Source organism: Polaromonas sp. P1_E3 (assembly GCF_056405935.1).
Map to the genome: position 1 here is coordinate 1 of NZ_JBFUBD010000050.1, position 18,104 is coordinate 18,104.

At 63.3% G+C, this 18,104-nt stretch carries 23 protein-coding genes and 1 pseudogene; 7 read left to right on the forward strand and 17 right to left on the reverse strand.

From position 1 onward, the window contains the following. Positions 1-35 precede the first annotated feature (35 nt). Positions 36-902: a GNAT family N-acetyltransferase gene (locus tag AC1D0Z_RS09025; RefSeq protein ID WP_477657909.1), complete on the reverse strand. Its 867-nt coding sequence runs from the start codon at positions 900-902 to the stop codon at positions 36-38. A gap of 128 nt (positions 903-1,030) precedes the next feature. Next, complete coding sequence (locus AC1D0Z_RS09030) at positions 1,031-1,285, reverse strand: hypothetical protein (RefSeq protein WP_477657910.1); 255 nt, start codon at positions 1,283-1,285, stop codon at positions 1,031-1,033. Positions 1,286-1,504: 219 nt separating this feature from the next. On the opposite strand from AC1D0Z_RS09030, the gene AC1D0Z_RS09035 reads away from it, so the two are divergent. Then, positions 1,505-1,813, forward strand: a complete 309-nt coding sequence (locus AC1D0Z_RS09035; RefSeq protein WP_477657911.1) for a plasmid stabilization protein — start codon at positions 1,505-1,507, stop codon at positions 1,811-1,813. A gap of 327 nt (positions 1,814-2,140) precedes the next feature. Here AC1D0Z_RS09035 and AC1D0Z_RS09040 read toward each other — a convergent pair whose 3' ends face one another. The 10 genes from AC1D0Z_RS09040 to AC1D0Z_RS09085 form a co-directional block, all read right to left on the reverse strand. Further along, complete coding sequence (locus AC1D0Z_RS09040; RefSeq protein ID WP_477657912.1) at positions 2,141-2,728, reverse strand: hypothetical protein; 588 nt, start codon at positions 2,726-2,728, stop codon at positions 2,141-2,143. A 29-nt stretch (positions 2,729-2,757) separates the two neighbouring features. Beyond that, the gene (locus AC1D0Z_RS09045; protein ID WP_477657913.1) at positions 2,758-3,576 is read right to left on the reverse strand and encodes a DUF899 domain-containing protein; all 819 of its coding nucleotides are present in this window, start codon (positions 3,574-3,576) and stop codon (positions 2,758-2,760) included. Between the two features lie 50 nt (positions 3,577-3,626). Continuing rightward, on the reverse strand, positions 3,627-4,238 hold the full coding sequence (gstA, locus tag AC1D0Z_RS09050) for a glutathione transferase GstA (protein WP_477657914.1): 612 nt from the start codon (positions 4,236-4,238) through the stop codon (positions 3,627-3,629). Between the two features lie 151 nt (positions 4,239-4,389). Next, complete coding sequence (locus tag AC1D0Z_RS09055) at positions 4,390-5,058, reverse strand: Vgb family protein (protein ID WP_477657915.1); 669 nt, start codon at positions 5,056-5,058, stop codon at positions 4,390-4,392. A 46-nt stretch (positions 5,059-5,104) separates the two neighbouring features. Then, a complete protein-coding gene (locus tag AC1D0Z_RS09060) occupies positions 5,105-6,325 on the reverse strand; it encodes a helix-turn-helix domain-containing protein (protein ID WP_477657916.1) in 1,221 nt (406 codons plus the stop codon). Between the two features lie 37 nt (positions 6,326-6,362). Continuing rightward, on the reverse strand, positions 6,363-7,205 hold the full coding sequence (locus AC1D0Z_RS09065) for a YhjD/YihY/BrkB family envelope integrity protein (protein ID WP_477657917.1): 843 nt from the start codon (positions 7,203-7,205) through the stop codon (positions 6,363-6,365). Positions 7,206-7,251: 46 nt separating this feature from the next. Then, positions 7,252-7,392 carry a hypothetical protein gene (locus AC1D0Z_RS09070; protein ID WP_477657918.1) on the reverse strand — a complete coding sequence of 47 codons (141 nt, stop codon included), beginning with the start codon at positions 7,390-7,392 and terminating at the stop codon, positions 7,252-7,254. Positions 7,393-7,477: 85 nt separating this feature from the next. Beyond that, the gene (locus AC1D0Z_RS09075; RefSeq protein ID WP_477657919.1) at positions 7,478-8,068 is read right to left on the reverse strand and encodes a flavin reductase family protein; all 591 of its coding nucleotides are present in this window, start codon (positions 8,066-8,068) and stop codon (positions 7,478-7,480) included. A gap of 96 nt (positions 8,069-8,164) precedes the next feature. Continuing rightward, positions 8,165-9,079 (reverse strand): amino acid ABC transporter substrate-binding protein, encoded by a 915-nt coding sequence (locus AC1D0Z_RS09080; RefSeq protein WP_477657920.1) that lies wholly within the window; start codon positions 9,077-9,079, stop codon positions 8,165-8,167. Between the two features lie 7 nt (positions 9,080-9,086). Continuing rightward, on the reverse strand, positions 9,087-9,536 hold the full coding sequence (locus tag AC1D0Z_RS09085; RefSeq protein ID WP_477657921.1) for a VOC family protein: 450 nt from the start codon (positions 9,534-9,536) through the stop codon (positions 9,087-9,089). Between the two features lie 113 nt (positions 9,537-9,649). On the opposite strand from AC1D0Z_RS09085, the gene AC1D0Z_RS09090 reads away from it, so the two are divergent. Next, entirely contained in the window at positions 9,650-10,543 is an 894-nt protein-coding gene (locus tag AC1D0Z_RS09090) for a LysR family transcriptional regulator (RefSeq protein ID WP_477657922.1), read from the forward strand. Positions 10,544-10,647: 104 nt separating this feature from the next. Here the strand turns inward: AC1D0Z_RS09090 and AC1D0Z_RS09095 are convergent, their stop codons facing one another. Beyond that, positions 10,648-10,920 carry a hypothetical protein gene (locus AC1D0Z_RS09095; RefSeq protein ID WP_477657923.1) on the reverse strand — a complete coding sequence of 91 codons (273 nt, stop codon included), beginning with the start codon at positions 10,918-10,920 and terminating at the stop codon, positions 10,648-10,650. Positions 10,921-11,142: 222 nt separating this feature from the next. Between AC1D0Z_RS09095 and AC1D0Z_RS09100 the strand changes: the two genes are divergently transcribed. Then, a complete protein-coding gene (locus tag AC1D0Z_RS09100) occupies positions 11,143-11,532 on the forward strand; it encodes a VOC family protein (RefSeq protein ID WP_477657924.1) in 390 nt (129 codons plus the stop codon). 149 nt (positions 11,533-11,681) lie between these two features. On the opposite strand, the gene AC1D0Z_RS09105 is transcribed toward AC1D0Z_RS09100, so the two are convergent. Then, positions 11,682-12,047 carry an RNA recognition motif domain-containing protein gene (locus AC1D0Z_RS09105; RefSeq protein ID WP_477657925.1) on the reverse strand — a complete coding sequence of 122 codons (366 nt, stop codon included), beginning with the start codon at positions 12,045-12,047 and terminating at the stop codon, positions 11,682-11,684. Positions 12,048-12,379: 332 nt separating this feature from the next. Further along, positions 12,380-12,814: an arsenate reductase (glutaredoxin) gene (arsC, locus tag AC1D0Z_RS09110; protein WP_477657926.1), complete on the reverse strand. Its 435-nt coding sequence runs from the start codon at positions 12,812-12,814 to the stop codon at positions 12,380-12,382. Between the two features lie 62 nt (positions 12,815-12,876). On the opposite strand from arsC, the gene AC1D0Z_RS09115 reads away from it, so the two are divergent. The 4 genes and pseudogenes from AC1D0Z_RS09115 to AC1D0Z_RS09130 all read left to right on the forward strand — a co-directional run bounded on the left by AC1D0Z_RS09115 (position 12,877) and on the right by AC1D0Z_RS09130 (position 16,086). Beyond that, positions 12,877-13,239 (forward strand): ArsR/SmtB family transcription factor, encoded by a 363-nt coding sequence (locus AC1D0Z_RS09115; RefSeq protein WP_477657927.1) that lies wholly within the window; start codon positions 12,877-12,879, stop codon positions 13,237-13,239. 74 nt (positions 13,240-13,313) lie between these two features. Then, a pseudogene (locus AC1D0Z_RS09120) lies at positions 13,314-13,736 on the forward strand (ArsI/CadI family heavy metal resistance metalloenzyme); the annotation flags it as partial. 348 nt (positions 13,737-14,084) lie between these two features. Next, positions 14,085-14,798 carry an aquaporin gene (locus AC1D0Z_RS09125; RefSeq protein ID WP_477657928.1) on the forward strand — a complete coding sequence of 238 codons (714 nt, stop codon included), beginning with the start codon at positions 14,085-14,087 and terminating at the stop codon, positions 14,796-14,798. 61 nt (positions 14,799-14,859) lie between these two features. Then, entirely contained in the window at positions 14,860-16,086 is a 1,227-nt protein-coding gene (locus AC1D0Z_RS09130) for an MFS transporter (protein ID WP_477657929.1), read from the forward strand. A gap of 78 nt (positions 16,087-16,164) precedes the next feature. On the opposite strand, the gene AC1D0Z_RS09135 is transcribed toward AC1D0Z_RS09130, so the two are convergent. Beyond that, entirely contained in the window at positions 16,165-17,157 is a 993-nt protein-coding gene (locus AC1D0Z_RS09135) for a tripartite tricarboxylate transporter substrate-binding protein (RefSeq protein WP_477657930.1), read from the reverse strand. 29 nt (positions 17,158-17,186) lie between these two features. Continuing rightward, positions 17,187-18,104 (reverse strand): enolase C-terminal domain-like protein (locus AC1D0Z_RS09140; protein WP_477657931.1); only part of this gene is annotated, 918 nt, incomplete at its 5' end.

An 18,104-nucleotide genomic window follows, 5' to 3' on the forward strand; every position in this document is an offset into this window, starting at 1 on the left:
GCCCAGCGCGCCCATGGCATCAAACATGCTGCGCATCAGGCCTCCGAAGGGTTGCCCGACACGGGCTTCCCGGAAAAATGTTTGAGGTAGCGCGGCGGCAAATCGGCAATGCGCATCATCATGGGCAGGTCGGCCGAGTTGAAGTCCGGGTCCCAGGCTGGGGCGCCCAGCACCTTGGCACCCAGGCGCAAATAACCCTTGATCAGCGCGGGCGGCTCCACGTCCAGCGTGTCGTCCAGTTTTTCCACCGGCAGCGCCAGGCGCGGCGTCACGCGGTATTCAATCGCAGCCAGGTGGGTTTCGCGCACCTGGCGCCAGATGCTGGCGGCCGCATGGCCACTGGAGACGCCGTTGTGCTGCATCGGGATGCTCGCGCAGCCGATCATGGTGTCGAGCTGGTTGCGCGCCATGAATTCAGCCAGCGCGCCCCACAGCGCCAGGATGACACCGCCGTGGCGGTGGTCGGCATGCACACAGCTGCGGCCCAGTTCGACCATGCGCTCACGCAGGGAGCGCAGGCGGGTCAGGTCGAACTCGGTGTCGCTGTAGGTGCTGCCGACGCGTTTGGCCTGTGTCGGTGTCAGCACGCGGTAGGTACCGATGACGTCCTGGCTGGCTTCGTCGCGCACCAGCAGGTGCTCACAGTAGTCGTCAAAGAGGTCGACGTCGTGGCCGGGCAATGCCTTCGAAAGATTCGCACCCATTTCGAGCGCGAACACCTGGTACCTCAGGCGCTGCGCCTGCCGGACCTCGTCCTGGTGCCGGGCCCAGCTGACCGAGATTTTCCCCACGGCAGGCCTTTGAACAACGGCGGGAATGACAGCATGACCGCTTTGATGAAGTGACCCCCGTGGCATTGCGACTGGCGACAATGCAAAGGTGGGATTGGGCAGTTCTTTCATGGCTAACTCCTTGTTCCTTGTTTCCGTGTGGCTCAACAACTTCGGCAACCCATCAACTCGTCAGTTCATCAATCCGGTGCTTCCGTCCTGCTGTAAAAAAGCCCCAAAAAAGGGGCTTTGACTCTCAATCACCGGCGGGCCAGCATCGGGGGGCGCGCATTTGAAAGGCCTTCCAGCCAGGGCCGCGTGCCCGCCTTGAAACGCAAGCCGCCCGGGCTGTTCGCCAGCGCCTGTGCTGTGCAGCGCAGGATGCGCAGGCACTGCTGGTTGAAATCCTGAATGCCGGCGCCCAGGGTGTGGCCGGCGCCCTGCCCTTGTCCGTCGTAGGCCGGGCCGCTCTGGTGTGGATACGCTCGCATCGGGTACTCCGTCGTGCTGGTCATGCGGTGATTCTGAGAGCGGGGGGTGACGCGTTCGTGTCAGTTCAATGGCAGTTGTGTGACATCAACATCTATTTCGCTTGCCTCACCCAAACGGAAGGGCCGTAGGAGATCGCCGACCTTTTTTTGAGAATCCCGCGCGCTCCAGGACGTAAACGCCTGCGATACGGTTGCAGTCTCGTCAACGCAGCGCGGGCACGCGCACAGCCAAGGAGAACCGACATGCCAAGAGGTGATAAATCTGCCTACAGCGACAAGCAAAAGCGCAAGGCTGAACACATTGAAGAAGGCTACGAAGACCGCGGTGTCGGCAAGGAAGAAGCCGAGCGCCGGGCCTGGGCCACCGTCAACAAGGAAACCGGTGGCGGCAAGAAGTCCGGCTCGGGCCGGGGCAAGGCAGAAAATCATGCCCCGTCGCGCAAGGGCGGGCGCCTCGGCGGCGCTGCTGCAGCCTCCCGCAGCGCGGAAGAGCGCTCAGCCTCCGCCAAAAAAGCTGCAGCCACCCGCAAACGGAACGCCGCCAAAAAATAGCGCTGGCTAGCGCTGCGCACGGCGCTCCAGGACGGGCAAAGTTCAGCGAATGCGCTGCACCCGCCGCAGCGGCGCGTCTGCACGCGGGCGTCGGTCGCTATTCTTTTGATAGCTTCTTGCGCCCGTCCTTATTGGCCTGGAGGCTCAAATGACCATCAAAACGGTCCTTCCGGCCGCCCGAAAGGGCTCCGACAAGAGAAAAAGCCATCACCGGACCTCAAAAATCGCCTGTCCGGTTTGTTTTCAGGCACAAAATAGCCATCAAGTCCAATAGATACGGGCGCAAGCAGCTATTAAAAACATAGCAAATATCGAGGCATGAAGCAGTCAGCGCAGCACTGCAGGCCGCCTACGCTTGCGGCTCCCGGCCCACTGCTTGCCTGCATCAAACCCACAGCAAACTCCGGTGGCGACCAAGCCGGTGGTGATCAGCATGGCCGCGGTATGGATTGCCAGCGCCGCCAGGGCCAGCGCAAGAGGTCCCAATCCGGCGAATTCCAAAGCCGATGCCTCTGCGGCGCATAACGGGACCAGGGCCGGCACCAGCATCAAGCCGGCCCCATGCGCGGTCGACATCATGAAGGACCAGAGCGCCAAGCCGGCGTGCCCTGCCGGTGCGCAGGCCGCCTTGGGCAGACGGCCCGACAGGTGGGCCACCGCGGCGGCGGCGAACAGCCCGCCCGCCAGCACCTGTAGCCAGCTACGGTCCATCCCGCGGCCCCACACCACTGCGCCGGCCACCAGCGCAACCGACGCAWGGTGTCCCACTGCAATCGGCGCCAGGGCCCGCAGCACATGCATCCGGCCGCCCGAGCGCACAGCCCAGGCGCCGGCCCAGATCCAGCCGCTGGCGGGGTTCAGACCATGAAGGGCGCCGACTCCTGCCACGACAAGCCACGGCCAAAGGCTTTCCATGATCGCCGCATCCGCCCGATCCGATCCGGTCAGGCCTTGCCGCTACAGCACGCGGCGGCGACAGGTGTCGGGGTAGCGGCAGGCGCAGGGGTGAATACCGCCTGGGACTCGTAGCGGTCGTGGTGGCGCATCCACTCCATCTTGTAGAACACGTCCCGCTCATCGCGGCCCTTGGGTGCGAGGTCGAGCATGTGGTAAGTGCCAATCATGACTTCCACCCCCCGCCCGTAAGTTGAGTAGGTGTGGAACACCTGACCTTCGCTGTCTTTGTAGAACAGGCTGATACCGGGCGCTTCGTCGGCGGGAAAATGCTGCAGGGTGTAGTTGTACGGCACATCGCCTTTGGCGCGCTCTTGCGGCGTGAAGCTCACGTGGAAGTCGTAATTGAAGTCGCTGCCGTTCGACGACGCCCACTTGAACTGCCAGCCCATGCGCTGGCGAAAGCGCTCGATCTCGGGCAGCGTGGCGCGCGACACCGCCACAAAGGTGATGTCACGGTGCGCCAGATGAATCGCCATGCCATCGGTATGGTCGGCCATAAAGGAGCAGCTCGGGCAGCCCTGCTCCCAGCCGGGGCCGAACATGAAGTGCTGCACCATCAGCTGACGCCGCCCCTCAAAGAGATCGCTGAGCGAACGTTTTCCTTCGGGGGTGTCGAAGACATAGTTTTTATCGACGTGGACCCACGGCAGCGCGCGGCGCTCGCGGGCAATGCGGTCGCGCAGGCGCGTGAGTTCCTTTTCCTGCGCCAGCAGCGTCTTGCGCTCGGCCAGCCATTTGTCTCGGGACACGACGGCGTGGTTCACGGTGGAGGGTTCGGACACGATGGTGCTTGTGGTGGTGTTCATGGTGTTCTCCTTGGTAAGTGACAGAGGTGGATGAATGGCAGATGTTGGGCTCAGGCGCTTGCGAGTTGTTCATGGTGCATCGCGGCCTGCACGGCGGGCCGGGCCGCGATGCGCGCCTGGAACCCCAGCACATTGGGGAAATTCGACAGGTCTAGCTTGACGAATTCCGCCCATCGCGTAACGACAAACAGGTAGGCGTCCGTCACCGTGAAACGGTCGCCCAGCAGGAATGGCTTGCGCCCGAGTGCGGCGTCCAGAAGGCCGTAGTGTTTGCGAAGGTAGGCCATGCGCGCGCTGCGGACCTCATCGCTGCAGGCCGGGTTGAACAGCGGCATGTAGCTCTGGTGCAGCTCTGAATTGATGTAGCCCAGCATCTCCTGCAGGCGGTACCGCGCCATGGTGCCGTTGGCGGGGGCCAACTGCGCGTCAGGCTTGAGGTCTGCCAGGTATTGCACGACAGCAGGTCCTTCCGTGAGCACACTGCCGTCATCCAGCTGGAGCACGGGCACCAGGCCTTTGGGGTTGATGGCCAGAAAGTCCTCGCCATGCTCGGTGCGCTTGGCGACCACGTCGACCTTCACGAGTTCAATGGGCAGGGCCAGCTCATGGGCCACGATGTGCGGCGACAAAGAACAGGCCGATGGTGAGTAGTAAAGCTTCATGATTTTTTCTCCTTGGCTCGATGAGCCGTTTGCTGGTTTGCGTTGCAGGGGTCAATGCGCTGCCCGACCCGTGCTGGTAACAGGTGCGCTTGTGATCGGTCCGGTGACCGAATGGGGTTGCCAGCGCAAGGGCTATGCCTTGCGCGGTGTTCTATGCGGCCTTGGGCCGCCGGACGGCGCGGACTTTGCCGCTCTTGCCGCCGCCCGCATAAAAGAGGTCCGCACCGTCAGACTCCAGGCCGCTGACGCCAGTGCCTTGCGGCATGGCCAGCCTTTCGATCACGGCGCCGCTCTTCGGGTCGATGCGGCGGATTTCGCTGTCGTCGCCCTCCCAGGTGCCGTGCCACAGCTCGCCGTCCACCCAGGTCACACCGGTGACGAAGCGGTTTGATTCAATCGTGCGCTGGATGGCGCCGGTCTTCGGGTCAACCTGGTGAATCCGGCGGTCACGGTACTGGCCCACCCACAGGCTGCCTTCGGCCCAGGTCAGGCCCGAGTCGCTGCCGCTACCGGGCGCCGGAATGGTCGCCACCACCTTGCCGGTAGCCGGGTCTATCTTGTCGATGCGCGCCTCCGCGATCTGGTAGAGGTGTTTGCCGTCAAAGGCGGTGCCGGCGTCACCGGCGCACTCCAGTGCGCGCGTTTGCTCGCCGCTGGCGGGATCGAAGGCGATGATTTTTGCGCCCGTGGCGGCCCAGACGCGCTGGCCGTCGTGGGTGACGCCCGCGACGTCATCGACGCCGGGGAAGCTGTATTCGCGCACGATTTCGGCGGGGCGCGCCTTGGGTTCGGCTTTGCTTTCGAGTGTCTTGCTGCTCATCGTTGCTCCTTGTGCTGCACCATTCGTTGGTGCGATGGAGTCAACTCTATCCAATCGGCAGCGAAGCGGGGAGTAACAAGATCGTCGTGAATCCGGCCAGCGGCGGCGCCAGCCAGCGCTGTGCCCGTGCCCGCCCGATGGAGCGCACCCGCGCGCCGGCTTCCAGATCAGCCAGGGCCCGCTGCACGGTGCGCTGGCTCGCGCCCAAGGCCAGTGCCAGGGCCGATGTGGACCAGGCGGCACCGTCCGAAAGCAATGCCACCAGTGAGGCCTGCTCGCCATCAATGGGCGGGGCCAGCACGGCCACATCACGCCCGGCCAGAGGCTTCAGGGTAAAACCGCGCTCGGTGGCCTCAATGGTTGCGAGTGTTTTGACCAGCGCACGCAGGCGGCCGATTTCCACCCGCAGGCGCGCCCTGTGCGTTTCGTCAGGGCGTGTGGTGCGAAAGGCGGATGCGATCAGCGCTTCGCGGCTCAGGTCACCCGGCCATGCTTCGGCGAGTGAACGTGCCAGCGTGAACAACACCGGCCGGCGCGCCAGCGGCCGCCACTCGCCGCCGGTGCCCAGGCCGCGGCGGCAGGCATCGATCACCAACGCGTCCGAGGCCAGGAGGGCCGAAACCTCATCGAGGCGCAGCGCTCGCTCTCCGCCGGCGGTGAGGCGCCTGGCGGCGGGTCTGTCGAGCGCGGCGAGCGCTTCGGTGACTTCGGCCATGAGCGCCGGCACCTGCGCGCGTTCAGCCGCTGCGTGTGCGCGCGCCAACGCCATACGCGCATCGCCGACGCGCAGCGACCGTAAGGCGAGCTCGGCTGCGGTGAGTTCGGCCACGGCTCGCAGCGAGGGCGGCAGGCCTCGCGCATCCAGCTTCGTCAGCACCGCTGCGGCCTCATCAAGCCGGCCCAGCAGCAACAGCCGCCGCGCCGTGATGAGCCACGCCTGCAGCGCATTGGCTGTGTCGGCATGGGCCTCCAGCGCGGCCGCTGCCGCCGCCAACGTGCGCGGGGAACCGGCGAAATCGCGCATGGCCATTGCCACCTCCGCTTCTGCCACTACGCAGCGTGCCCGCGCCAGTTCTTCATGCACGCCAAAGCCGCGGGCGGCGCGTTTCAGGAGCTCGCGCGCGCGCGGGTGCTCGCCCAGCTGGGCCATGGCGATACCGCGCAAGGCCAGCGCCGGAGGGTCGTCGCGCAGGGCAATGCGCTTGAGCGCGCCCAGCGCATCGCCGGCGGCCAGTGCGCGTGCGGAAGCGGCAATCAGGGAATCCATGGCAAGAGGCTACACGGCCTGGCCGACGCAGGCCAGGTCAGGCCCGTGACAACCGCCGCGCCGGCTGCGCCCCGGCGCGCGGCAGGTTGGCGCTGACCAGCGCCGCGGCCAGCGTGACGAGCCACGAGTAATACACCCACACCAGAAAAGCCAGCAGCGGCGCGAAGGCACCGTAAATCGTGCGGTAGGTGGGCACGTTGGCCAGGTAAATCGCAAAACCGTACTTGCCCAGCTCGAACGCCATGCCCGCAAGCAGGCCACCCGTAATTGCGTGGCTCCACCGCACAACGGTGTTTGGCACGAAACGGAACAGGCAGGCAAAACCCGCGGCGCTCAAAATCGCGGGCGCCAGGTTCAGCGCATGCGGCACCCAGGCCGGCCGCGCACTGAGGAGCCCGCTGGAGGCCGCCACCAGATAGGACGCGGCCCACAGGCTCGCGCCGATGATCACCGGGCCGGTGAGCAGCATGCCGATATAGAGGCCCAAACGGCGCAACACAGGCCGCGATTTTTTGACCTGCCAGATGCGGTTCAGCGTGTTTTCCATGCCCAGCAGCAGCGACAGCGCCGACACGAACAGCACCGCAAAGCCCACCAGCGTGAGGCCGCTGGCGTTKCCCGCAAACTGCGCCAGGTGCTTCAGCACGGTCTTGGCGATGCCCTCCGGCAACAGGCCGCGCAACAGATGCTCGCGAATCGCGTCACCGGTGGCGTGCAACGCCGGCGTGCGCGCGAACAGCGCGAAGCTCACCGCCAGCAGCGGCACCATGGACATCACCATCGTGAAAGTGAGCCCGCCGGCCGCCTGGGCGAGGCGCTCTTCCCTGCCGCGCTGCAGGAGGCGAGTGATCAGGTTGCCCTGGTTTCGGCTGGTTGCCATGGAATGGGGAGGCTCGTGTCGCGCCGGTCAGGAAATACCGGTACGTTCAACCCAAAAGGCGGAACAGGCCATAAAGGGACAGCAGCCCTGATGTGATCAGGAATCCCGTCTTTGCCGCGCGGGCGCCGACCAATGTTCCGATAACGCTGCAAGCCAGGATGGCGCCGAAGATATAGGTTGTTTTCATGCCCGCAATGGTAAGGCCTCCGCTTTGTCCCGCATGTCATTTGCGGAGCGTTGTGGGATGAAACCAACTCCCGACGGGTGCCGGATCAAGACGGTTTCTGGACCACATCACCGGCATGAAACATTCCACCCGGCCTCACGAAGTTGCCGCCTCCCAGATGGTGGATCGTCTGCAGATCGAGGTTGTCGTCACCAAAACGCCAGTGCCCCTGCCGGAAAACACGTTCATCCGCGGCCGCGGCCACTACTTCGGCAAAGCAGGTGTCGTACGCGTCCTCGGTATGCGGCTCGCGGATCAGCCGGCACTCCAGCCACGCCGCGCAGCCGTCTTCCAGCAAGGGCATGCCCAGCACCGGCCCGGTACGGGCCTTCAGCCCGTACCGCGCAAACTTGTCGGCGGTGCGGCCGGATTCGCTGCCTACCGCGTGCGTCAAGCTGGCCAGGGTCGTACATGGAAGGCATATGCCGAACCCGCCGCTGGCCATGATGAGTTCACGCGTATACGTTTTCTTGTCGATCACTATGGCAATACGGGGCGGCGTGAACTCCACGGGCATCGACCAGGCGGCGGCCATCAGGTTGCGCACTGTGCCGTGCGCACTGGTCACCAGAACCGTTGGCCCATGGTTGATCAGGCGGCTGGCGTGCGCGAGCGCGACTTCCTTGAAGTGGGTCATGTCATTTCTTCCCGGTGTATTTCGATGCGGCCATTATCTTGGGCCGGATGTGTTTCAGGGCAGGCCGCGCCAGTGCACGACCTGCCCGCTGGGTACCTACTTCCTGGCGTAGTCCTCCAGCGGCTTGTCGCTCAGGTTGGCCCATGCTGCCTTGGTCAGCTCTGATGCGGGCAGGCCTACCTGCGTGCTGTTCGGTGGTATGGGCTGGACAAACCACTTGTCATAGAGCTTTGCCACGTCCCCGCTTTTCGCCATTCTGGCGATGCTGGCGTCCACCGCCTGTTTAAAGGCAGCATCACCCTTTGGCAGCATGATGGCAATCGGCTCGACGCTGAGGACTTCTTTCAGCACCACATAGTTTTTCGGCTGTTTTGACTGGGAAATCATGGTGGCCAGGATCTGGCCGTCCGCCACGAATGCTTCGGCCCGGTCATTTTCAAGTAGCAGGAAGCCTTCGCTGTTGTCCTTGCCATAGACCTCCTTGAAGTCGACGCCTGCCGCGCGTTCATGCTTGCGAATGAGCTGGACGGCCGTGGTGCCGGATGTGGCGGACACAGTCCTGTTGGCAAGCTGGGACAGGCTGGTGATACCGGTCCTGGTTTTGGTGGCGACCCGGACTTCTTCAATATAAAGCGTGGGTGCAAAGGCAACGTCTTTCTGACGCGCGGCGTTATTGGTGGTGGTGCCGCATTCCAGGTCCACTGTGCCGTTCTGGACCAGCGGGATGCGGTTTTGCGCAGTCACGGACTGAAAGCGTACGTCCAGCTTTGCCAGGCCCAGCTGCTTCTGGATGTCTGCAACCACCCTTTTGCAGACATCGACATGAAACCCCGTGTATTCACCCGCGCCCAGCGTATACGACATGGCGCCTGAGGCTTCCCGCACACCCAGCGTAATGGCTGCGGCCTCCTTGATTTTCCTGAGCGTGTCGATTGGCTGCGCGCAGGCCGAAACCCCTGCCAGCATGAACGTCGCGGCGAGCCCTGAACAGGTCATCCATTTCATCATCATGTGTTCCTCACTTGGCAAACAGGCTGTCGAGCGTGGCAAAAGCCTTGAACTCGATGGCGTTACCTGATGGGTCAAGGAAGAACATGGTGGCCTGCTCACCGGGCTCGCCCTTGAAGCGGACGTAGGGTTCGATGACGAATTTTGTGCCGGCAGCCTTCAGCCGGTCCGCCAGGACATTCCATTCGCCGAGGGTCAGGATTGCACCGAAGTGGCGAACCGGCACGTTGTGGCCGTCAACAGCACTGGTGTGGCGATGGCCGCATTCGTCCGGTGCGAGGTGCGCCACGATCTGGTGGCCATAAAAGTTGAAATCCACCCATTCGCCAGAGCTACGGCCTTCAGGGCATCCCAGGAGGTCACCATAGAACTGTCGCGCGACAGCCAGGTCGTGGACAGGGAAGGCCAGATGAAATGGCGGAAGAACCCTGGTCGCGGGAGTTGCGTTTTGTGTGGTCATCGAAAGCCTCGTTGAGTCGTGGAAGCCGGACTTTAGGGCGATCAATGAAATTTGAAAAACGATATATATTCTTCCTGAGAATCAATAATTTCGATGAATTAAGGTGAATCAACATGATTACCGAGCTGAAAACACTGATTGCGGTGGTGCGCTACGGAGGATTTTCTGCCGCCGGCGCCCAGATTGGGTTGACCCAGTCAGCCGTAAGCAGCCAGATCCAGCGACTGGAAGAATCTCTCGGGCTGGAGCTTTTTGACAGGACGCGGCGTTCCGCGGTGCTCAACGAAGCGGGCGCCCGCGTGCTTGCGCGCGCCGAAGAAATTGTCACGCTGTTCTCAAACCTGGGCGATGCCGGCGGCGAAGGCGAGCTCGCCAGCACCTTGCGAATCGGTGCCATTGCTTCCGTTCAATCGTCGGTGCTGCCGCGTGCGCTGGCGGCGCTGAGACAGGAGAGCCCCAGGATGCTTGTCCATATCGCCCCAGGCGTGTCCATGAAACTGATGGACCAACTCGACAGCGCCGAAATCGACGCGGCGGTGATGATCCGGCCGCCGTTCGGCATCCTGCCGGAGATGACCTGGCAAACCTTGATGTATGAGCCCTTCAAGCTGCTCGTGCGCAAGGAGACCCGGGGGCGAGACTGGCGCGCATTGCTCCAGTCGCAGCCTTTTCTGCGCTATGAGAGAACGTCCTTCGGCGGACGCCTGGTGACCCGCTTCCTGCGCGAAAACAAGCTGGCGGTGCAGGACTCCATCGAGCTGGACGAGATTACCGGCCTGATGAATCTGGTGTCCGAAGGCCTGGGTGTGGCATTGGTCCCGATGGTGGAAGCCTATCTGCCCATGCCGCCGGGTGTGCGCGCCGTTTCCCTGGGTGAGAAGACTTTCTACCGCGAGATCGGCATTCTGCGCAAAGGCATGAGTTCACGCCGGCGCGTCATCCTGGCCCTGGAAAGGTGTCTTCGCGAGGCTCTGCCGCCATCGGCCGGCACCACCCTTCCGAGGTAAATGGCAGCCGGGCCTGCCGCTTAACGGGGCTGGGCCCTGGGCAATCAGTTCATGGTCACGGTAATTTTGCGTGCGTGTGGCGCTGCATCGCGCGGGGCAGCGCATCACCGGCGCGTCAGAATGTCATCCAGATTCTCAGGGGGCGGATATTGGCCGTGGTTCCTGTGGGACTCCATCCAGCCGGTCAGGGCGGCCTGGTAGGTCGCGAAGGCATTTGACAATTGAAATTCTGTGCTGCCCGACCCTGCACGCCCGGCAACAAAGCCTTGCCATCCGTCGCCCTCCTCCGCCTCATAAATGCAAAGATCGAAGCCGCTCGGCGGGGGACTGTCTCCCAGCATGAGAAGTGTGGCGTCGTGCACCTTATGGATCTTCATAACGAAGCATTAAGCCACGAACACCTGTGCGCGTGAAGGCCGGGCGCCCATTGCGCGCAAGTGGCCTCATGGTCTCGCACAAAGCACGGTTGCATGGACGATGACAGCGCCTTGAGGCCTCGTGCCCGAATTTGTAGGTGTCCGCTGAAAGCCCAAGCCGGAATTTCCCGACACGGCGGCTGGCCCCGGCTGCGAATGATCGGGTATCACCCGGACAAACCCATGCACAAAAGCCGCCTTGCAACGATTGTGATTGACTGCCAAACCGATCAACTGGATACCGCTGCCGGTTTCTGGTCAAAAGCGCTGGGGTGGGATGCCCAACGGCTGACGGATCCCGCCAATGCAAATTACCGCCAGCTGGCCACGCCGCCCGGTGAAGTGACGGTGCTGGTGCAGTCCGTCAATCACCCCAGCCGTGTGCATATTGATATTGAGACTGACGATATCGAGGCGGAAGTCCAGCGCCTGGAGCGCCTGGGCGCCCACCGCGTCGCGCAGGTCAAGCGCTGGTGGGTCATGGAAGCACCAACAGGCCAGCGCTTCTGCGTGGTGCGGCCACAGCGGCCTGATTTCGAGAGCCATGCGAATGTCTGGGATGGCGAAAACTGAAGAAACCTGAAGCAGTTTGCCCGCGGGGGATTGAAGTCACAAACCATTGACAACGGGCCTTCCCCCAACGAAAAAAGGCTTCAAAACCGAAGTTTCGAAGCCTTTTCAGCGTTTACCGGCGCGAAGCCGGAACAGCGGGTCTGCAGGGCTTAGTAGCCGCCGCGACCACCACCGCCGCCGCCGTAGCCGCCACCGCCGGAGCGATCGCCACCACCGTAGCCGCCACCACCGCCGCCGCCGAAGCCGCCGCTACGTGGAGGACGTGCTTCCATCGGACGGGCTTCATTCACGGTGATGCTGCGGCCGCCGAGCGACTGGCCGTTCATGCCGGAAATTGCAGCTTGTGCTTCGGCATCGTTGCCCATTTCGACAAAACCAAAACCTTTGGAGCGGCCGGTGTCGCGTTCCATCATGACTTTGGCGCTGGAGACAGAGCCGTATTGGCCGAAAGATTGTTGCAGGTCTTCGTCGCGGACCGTGTATGGCAGATTGCCGACGTAAAGTTTATTGCCCATGGGGACTCCTCAAAAATACATAAAACAAAAGCGATGGGGTCCCGAAAGCACAACAAACCTAAAAAGTACCGCCGTAGCGCGCGAAACTGACCGATCACTAACCTGTCCGAATGCCTTGGCACCCGTACCTCCCGATTATGCGTGAGGAAACGCGGGTGCACCAGCATTCTTCGGCCTATAAGCACTGCATTTGTCAAATCTGGTGTCCATTGCACCGGTTAAACAGCGGAAATAGCCGAAAAGACGGCATCGCTGCCAATGCATGACCCTGGACACGAGGCAGCTGGCAGAGCGCTTGAGCAGTCCAAAGACGTTGCGCCGCGGCGGAAAGCTCAACGGCCCGCCACACGCTCCCCGTTGTCATTGACTACTTTTTCGCCGTCTTCCTTGCTGAACGCACCCCGCTGCGGCGTGGGCAGGATGTCCAGCACCGCTTCCGAAGGCCGGCACAGGCGCGTGCCCAACGGCGTAATGACAATGGGCCGGTTTATCAGGACGGGATGGGCAAGCATCGCGTCGATCAAGGCTTCGTCGGCCAGCGTGAGGTTGCCCAGGCCCAGCTCTTTATAGGCTGCTTCCTTTTCCCGGATCACCTCTCGCACCGGCACCGCCATTTGTGCAACCAGCTCTCGCAGCTTCTCACGCGTCGGGGGCGCTTTCAGGTATTCGATGATCTCGGGTTCAATGCCGGCATTTCGGATCAGTGCCAGCACATTGCGCGAGGTGCCGCATTGGGGGTTGTGATAAATCGTGACGGCGGAAGGCATAAGTTTCACTCCTGAAAAAGGGGTTACTTGCATCAATTCAATATTTCAATTATATTTGAATTATGGAAGCATTAATCCCAAACCTTGATTTTCCGCCGCTTGAGGAAGGTTCTGCCGTAAAGGCTCTGGCAGCGCTGGCGCAAGCCCAGCKCCTGCGTGCGTTCCGCGCCCTCGTGGTCGCCGGGCCTGACGGGTTGACGCCGGGCACGATGGCCGAGCAACTGGGCGTGGCGCCCAGCGCGCTGTCTTTTCACCTCAAGGAGCTCTCGCACGCCGGCCTTGTCAGCAGCGAAGCACGCGGGCGCAACCTGATCTACCGCGCCAACTTCGGGCAAATGAATGCGCTGCTCGGCTACCTGACGGAGCACTGCTGTGAAGGCGGGGCTTGCGAGGTGCCCACCAAGGCCGAGTGCAGCAACTGCTGAACGCCGCTGCCAGATGACGCGCCTCCTCCATCACGCGCAGAGCCAATCCAGCACAACCCCCCAAGGAGAGCCTCATGAAACGCTTCCATGTCCACGTCCATGTGAAAGACCTCGAAAAGAACATCGCCTTTTATTCCGCGATGTTCGACCGGCAGCCTGCCCGCACCGAGGCCGACTATGCCAAATGGATGCTGAGCGACCCACCGGTCAACTTTGCCATCTCCACCCGGGGAAGCGCGCCCGGCGTGGACCATCTGGGCATTCAGGTTGACAAGCCTGAAGAGCTGCTGGCCCTGAAAGCCAGCGCCGCCCGCGCCGATATGACACTGCTGGACGAAGGCCCCACCACCTGCTGCTATGCCCGCAGCGACAAATACTGGCTGACCGACCCGCAAGGCATCGCCTGGGAGCAGTTCCACACGCTGGACAGCATCCCGGTATTCAGCGAGGCCCCGCCCGCACCGGCCGAGGTTTCGGCCTGCTGCAGCGCCCCGCCCGCAGCAGCCAGGGTGGCCATGCCGCAGACGCCGGGTGTTGCGCGGCGCATGGGTGCCGTGCTGCGGGATCCCCAAACGCTCGGCGTTCTCTTGTTGGGTGCCGTCGTCATCATGGGCCTCATGGGCGTGCGCAGCCTGCCGCTGATTGCACAGCTCCAGAACCCGACCGCGCCTATGCTGGCAGATAGCCGCGCAGCTTCGTCACCGCTGGCAGCGGCCAGCGCCGGCGTCCCCAGCGCATGTTGCTGAGGAAAGTCGCATGCCACTAAAAAAGCCTGCCAACGTTTTTACGCCGGACCATGCCGGTGATCCGGTGCGGCAAGTCGGCGCCCGCCCCGCAGCCCGCGCATGAGCCAGGCGACAAACCTCCCGGCGGATGAAGCTCCCAATCCTTTGGCGCGGCAGCTCCTCGCGGAATTCACCGGCACTGCCGCCCTGCTCTGCGCCGTCATTGGCTCGGGCATCATGGCTGAGCGCCTTTGCGGCGGCAACATGGGGCTCGCCCTGCTGGCGAACACCCTGGCCACCGTCTTTGCGCTGTACGTGTTGATTGAGGTGCTTGGCCCGGTGAGCGGCGCGCACTTCAATCCCCTGGTAACCCTTGTTATGTGGTCAAAAGGCACTGCAGACCAGGAAGGACGCGCGCAAGCAGCTATTCTTTTTATAGCATCCCAGCTGCTGGGTGCGGCAGTCGGCGCCTGGCTGGCACACGCCATGTTTGACATGAGCGTGCTGCAGTTCAGCAGCAAGGTTCGCAGCGGCGCAGGCCAGTGGCTGGCCGAAGCGGTGGCCACGGCCGGGCTGATCCTGGTGGTGCTGCGCGCCCCGGCACCCAAGGCGCCGGCGCTGGTCGCGTGCTACATCGGCGCAGCATACTGGTTCACCGCGAGCACTTCATTCGCCAACCCCGCAGCCGTGCTGGGCCGCATGCTCTCGGACAGCTTTGCCGGTATCGCACCGGCCAGCGCGCCCGGCTTTGTGCTCGCGCAGACCGCCGGCGCGCTGGCTGGCGTGGCCCTGCACCGCGCGCTGGGCGTGCGGCAGGCGCCAACCCTGCCTTGAGGATTGCCGGCTGCGCAAAGCTGCACCATAAGAGGCAGCGTTCCTTGGTACCCTTGCATCCGTGACCCCTACAAGCCGCGCCGCCACCATCGTCCAGCTGGGCATCGCACAAACGCTGGCCTGGGCCTCCAGCTACTACCTGCCGGCGATTCTGGCCGTGCCCATGGCACGCGACCTCGGCGTCAGCACCCCCACAGTGTTTGCGGCGTTTTYCGCAGCGCTGGTGGTCTCCGCATTGCTGGGCCCGGCCGCCGGCAAAGCCATTGACCGGCATGGTGGAAGGCCGGTGCTCGCCGCAAACAGCCTGATTTTTGCCGCCGGGCTGGTCATGCTGGCCCTGGCCCAAGGGCCGGTGGGCCTGTTTGCCGGTTGGGTGATCATGGGTGTGGCCATGGCCGCGGGGCTTTATGAAGCAGCGTTTGCCGCGCTGGTGCACCTGTACGGCAAGGATGCGCGCGGCGCCATCACCGGCATCACCCTGTTTGCCGGTTTCGCCAGCACCGTAGGCTGGCCCCTGTCGACCTGGCTGGAGCTGGAGTGGGGCTGGCGCACGACCTGCCTGGTTTGGGCCGCGCTGCATTTGGGGGTCGGATTGCCACTGAACTGGCGGCTTCCGGCACCGCCCACAGCGGGCCTTCCTTCCGAAGTTCACCCGAGTGCTGGCCAGCCCGAGGTGTCCACGCCGCATGCCGCATCCACACCGTCAGCCTCCACCGCTTCATCTCCTTCCTCAACCGCCACCCGCACGGCATTCCTGCTGGCACTCGTGTTTGCCGTCACCTGGTTCATCAGCACCGCCATGGCCGCGCACCTGCCCCGGCTGCTGCAGGCGCACGGCGTGCCACTGGCTACGGCGCTGGTCTTTGCCGGGCTGGTCGGTCCTGCACAGGTCGCAGGCCGGCTGCTCGAATACGGCCTGCTGCGCAACATCCACCCGCTGGTGTCAGCACGGGTGGCCGGCTGCCTGCACACGCTGGGCGCGATGGTGTTCCTGTTTTTTGGCATCCCGGCAGGGGCGGTGTTCACTGTGCTGCACGGCGCCGGCAATGGCGTGCTGACAATTGCCAAGGGCACGCTGCCGCTGGTGCTGTTTGGCGTACGGGATTACGGCGCACGCCAGGGACTGCTGATGGTGCCAGCCCGCTTTGCGCAGGCAACTGCGCCGTGGCTGTTTGGCCTGGCGATTGACCGTTTTGGCAGCGGTGCGCTGTGGTTCTCAGCGGCGCTCGGGTTGGTGGCGTTTGCGGCGCTGTTGATGCTGAGGGACGCTTCTCACGCGAAGCCCTAGGCACCGCCATTGACGTGCGATCTGCGAGGCACCATTCCTCTGCCAGCCCGCGCGTCACGTCGAGTGACGCCAGGCAAGTTACTCAGCCGTCTCGCCTGAATCCTTGATCACCTTTCCCCAGCGCACCATTTCCGCCTGAACATACGCCTTGTGGCCGGCTGCGCTGAGCCTGGAGTCGGTCACAAGACGCAAGCCCAGCGCTTCCTGACGCTTGATCAGGTCCGGGTCCTTGAGGGCTTCACGCACTGCGGCGTTCAGCCTGGCCAGAACCTCTGGCGGCGTGCCCTGCGGGGCATACACGCCATGCCAGACCGTGACATTGAAGTCTGGAAGGCCGGCCTCGGCCAGTGTCGGCGTTTGCGCCAGTGAGGGCAGGCTCAGGCGCTCTTTGCTGCTGATACCGTATACCTTCACTTTTTTACCCTCGATTTGCGGCACGGCGTTGGTCGCCTGTTCACACATCAGGTCTACCTGCCCGCCTATCAGGTCTGTCATGGCCGGGGCGGTTCCCTTGTAGGGGACCGCCACCATCCTGGACTTGAGCGCACCCTGCAGCATCAAGCCGCAAAGGTGCGAAGCCGACCCGACACCCGCATTGGCCAGGTTCACACGGCCGTCGGACTCTGCGATCCATTTGCGCAGTTCGGCCAGGTTGTTGGCCGCGAGTGTCGTGCGGCCAATCAGTACCGAAGGCGCTTCGTTGATCAGGCCCAGGTACTCGAAGTCCTTCAGGGTGTCATAGGGCAATTTTTTATAGAGGGCCGGCGCAGTGGCAAGGCCGATGTGATGCACCAGCAGCGTGTAGCCGTCGGCCTTGGCACGCGCAACGCGCGCCGCACCAATGGTCCCGCCGGCACCGGCGGTGTTGTCAACGATAACGGTCTGGCCCAGCGGCTTGCGCAATGCTTCGGCCAGGTCGCGGGCGATCTTGTCGCTCGGCCCGCCGGCGGCGAAGGGCACCACCAAGGTCACCGGCTTGTCCGGGTACTGAGCCCAAACCGCCGGCACGGCTGAGAGGCCCAGCAGTGCCGAAACAAGAACCCGTTTGAACACCAACTTGTTGTTTTTCATGCTTTGTCTCCTTTGAAGTTGCTAAAGAATCAGGCGGAAAGGGCTTGCATCTGGGCGTAAAGGTCTGCCTTGCCTTCAAAACCAATACCGGGCAGTTCAGGCAGGGTCACATGACCGTCGATCACCTTCACGCCATCGGGAAAGCCGCCGTAGGGCTGGAAAAGGTCGGGGTAGCTTTCATTTCCACCCAGGCCCAGGCCGGCAGCGATGTTGAGGGACATCTGGTGCCCGCCGTGGGGAATGCAGCGCGAAGGCGACCACCCGAACTGCTTGAGCACTTCAAGCGTGCGCAGGTATTCAACAAGGCCATAAGACAGCGCGCAGTCGAACTGCAGCCAGTCACGGTCGGGGCGCATCCCGCCATGGCGCAGGAGGTTGCGCGCATCCTGGTGTGAGAACAGGTTCTCGCCAGTCGCCATAGGGCCGGGATAGAACTCTGAAATCGCCGCCTGCAAGGTGTAGTCGAGCGGGTCCCCGATCTCTTCGTACCAGAACAGCGGAAATTCGCGGAGCATCTTGGCGTATGCAATGCCGGTTTCCAGGTCGAAACGGCCGTTCGCATCCACCGCAAGCCGGGCCTCAGAACCGATCTCCTTCAACACCGCCTCGATGCGCGCCCGGTCTTCATTAATGGAAGCGCCACCGATCTTCATCTTGACGACGTTGTAGCCGCGATCGAGGTAGCTGCGCATCTCGGCGCAGAGCGCTTCGTTACCCTTTCCCGGGTAGTAATAACCGCCGGCGGCGTAGACAAAGACCCGGGGATTCGCCTCGCGCCCATGGCGTTCAGCCAGCATGCGGAACAGGGGTTTGCCCTCGATCTTGGCGACCGCATCCCATACAGCCATATCAATGGTTCCCACGGCAACAGAGCGCTCGCCATGCCCACCCGGTTTCTCGTTGCTCATGGCGGCCGACCAGACCTTGGCAGGGTCGATGTTCGTGCC

Coding starts and splice junctions, on each gene's coding strand:
- AC1D0Z_RS09025 (WP_477657909.1), bottom strand. CDS start 902: ATGAAAGAACTGCCCAATCCCACCTTTGCATTGTCGCCAGTCGCAATG.
- AC1D0Z_RS09030 (WP_477657910.1), bottom strand. CDS start 1,285: ATGACCAGCACGACGGAGTACCCGATGCGAGCGTATCCACACCAGAGC.
- AC1D0Z_RS09035 (WP_477657911.1), top strand. CDS start 1,505: ATGCCAAGAGGTGATAAATCTGCCTACAGCGACAAGCAAAAGCGCAAG.
- AC1D0Z_RS09045 (WP_477657913.1), bottom strand. CDS start 3,576: ATGAACACCACCACAAGCACCATCGTGTCCGAACCCTCCACCGTGAAC.
- gstA (WP_477657914.1), bottom strand. CDS start 4,238: ATGAAGCTTTACTACTCACCATCGGCCTGTTCTTTGTCGCCGCACATC.
- AC1D0Z_RS09055 (WP_477657915.1), bottom strand. CDS start 5,058: ATGAGCAGCAAGACACTCGAAAGCAAAGCCGAACCCAAGGCGCGCCCC.
- AC1D0Z_RS09060 (WP_477657916.1), bottom strand. CDS start 6,325: ATGGATTCCCTGATTGCCGCTTCCGCACGCGCACTGGCCGCCGGCGAT.
- AC1D0Z_RS09070 (WP_477657918.1), bottom strand. CDS start 7,392: ATGAAAACAACCTATATCTTCGGCGCCATCCTGGCTTGCAGCGTTATC.
- AC1D0Z_RS09075 (WP_477657919.1), bottom strand. CDS start 8,068: ATGACCCACTTCAAGGAAGTCGCGCTCGCGCACGCCAGCCGCCTGATC.
- AC1D0Z_RS09080 (WP_477657920.1), bottom strand. CDS start 9,079: ATGATGATGAAATGGATGACCTGTTCAGGGCTCGCCGCGACGTTCATG.
- AC1D0Z_RS09085 (WP_477657921.1), bottom strand. CDS start 9,536: ATGACCACACAAAACGCAACTCCCGCGACCAGGGTTCTTCCGCCATTT.
- AC1D0Z_RS09090 (WP_477657922.1), top strand. CDS start 9,650: ATGATTACCGAGCTGAAAACACTGATTGCGGTGGTGCGCTACGGAGGA.
- AC1D0Z_RS09095 (WP_477657923.1), bottom strand. CDS start 10,920: ATGAAGATCCATAAGGTGCACGACGCCACACTTCTCATGCTGGGAGAC.
- AC1D0Z_RS09100 (WP_477657924.1), top strand. CDS start 11,143: ATGCACAAAAGCCGCCTTGCAACGATTGTGATTGACTGCCAAACCGAT.
- AC1D0Z_RS09105 (WP_477657925.1), bottom strand. CDS start 12,047: ATGGGCAATAAACTTTACGTCGGCAATCTGCCATACACGGTCCGCGAC.
- arsC (WP_477657926.1), bottom strand. CDS start 12,814: ATGCCTTCCGCCGTCACGATTTATCACAACCCCCAATGCGGCACCTCG.
- AC1D0Z_RS09125 (WP_477657928.1), top strand. CDS start 14,085: ATGAGCCAGGCGACAAACCTCCCGGCGGATGAAGCTCCCAATCCTTTG.
- AC1D0Z_RS09135 (WP_477657930.1), bottom strand. CDS start 17,157: ATGAAAAACAACAAGTTGGTGTTCAAACGGGTTCTTGTTTCGGCACTG.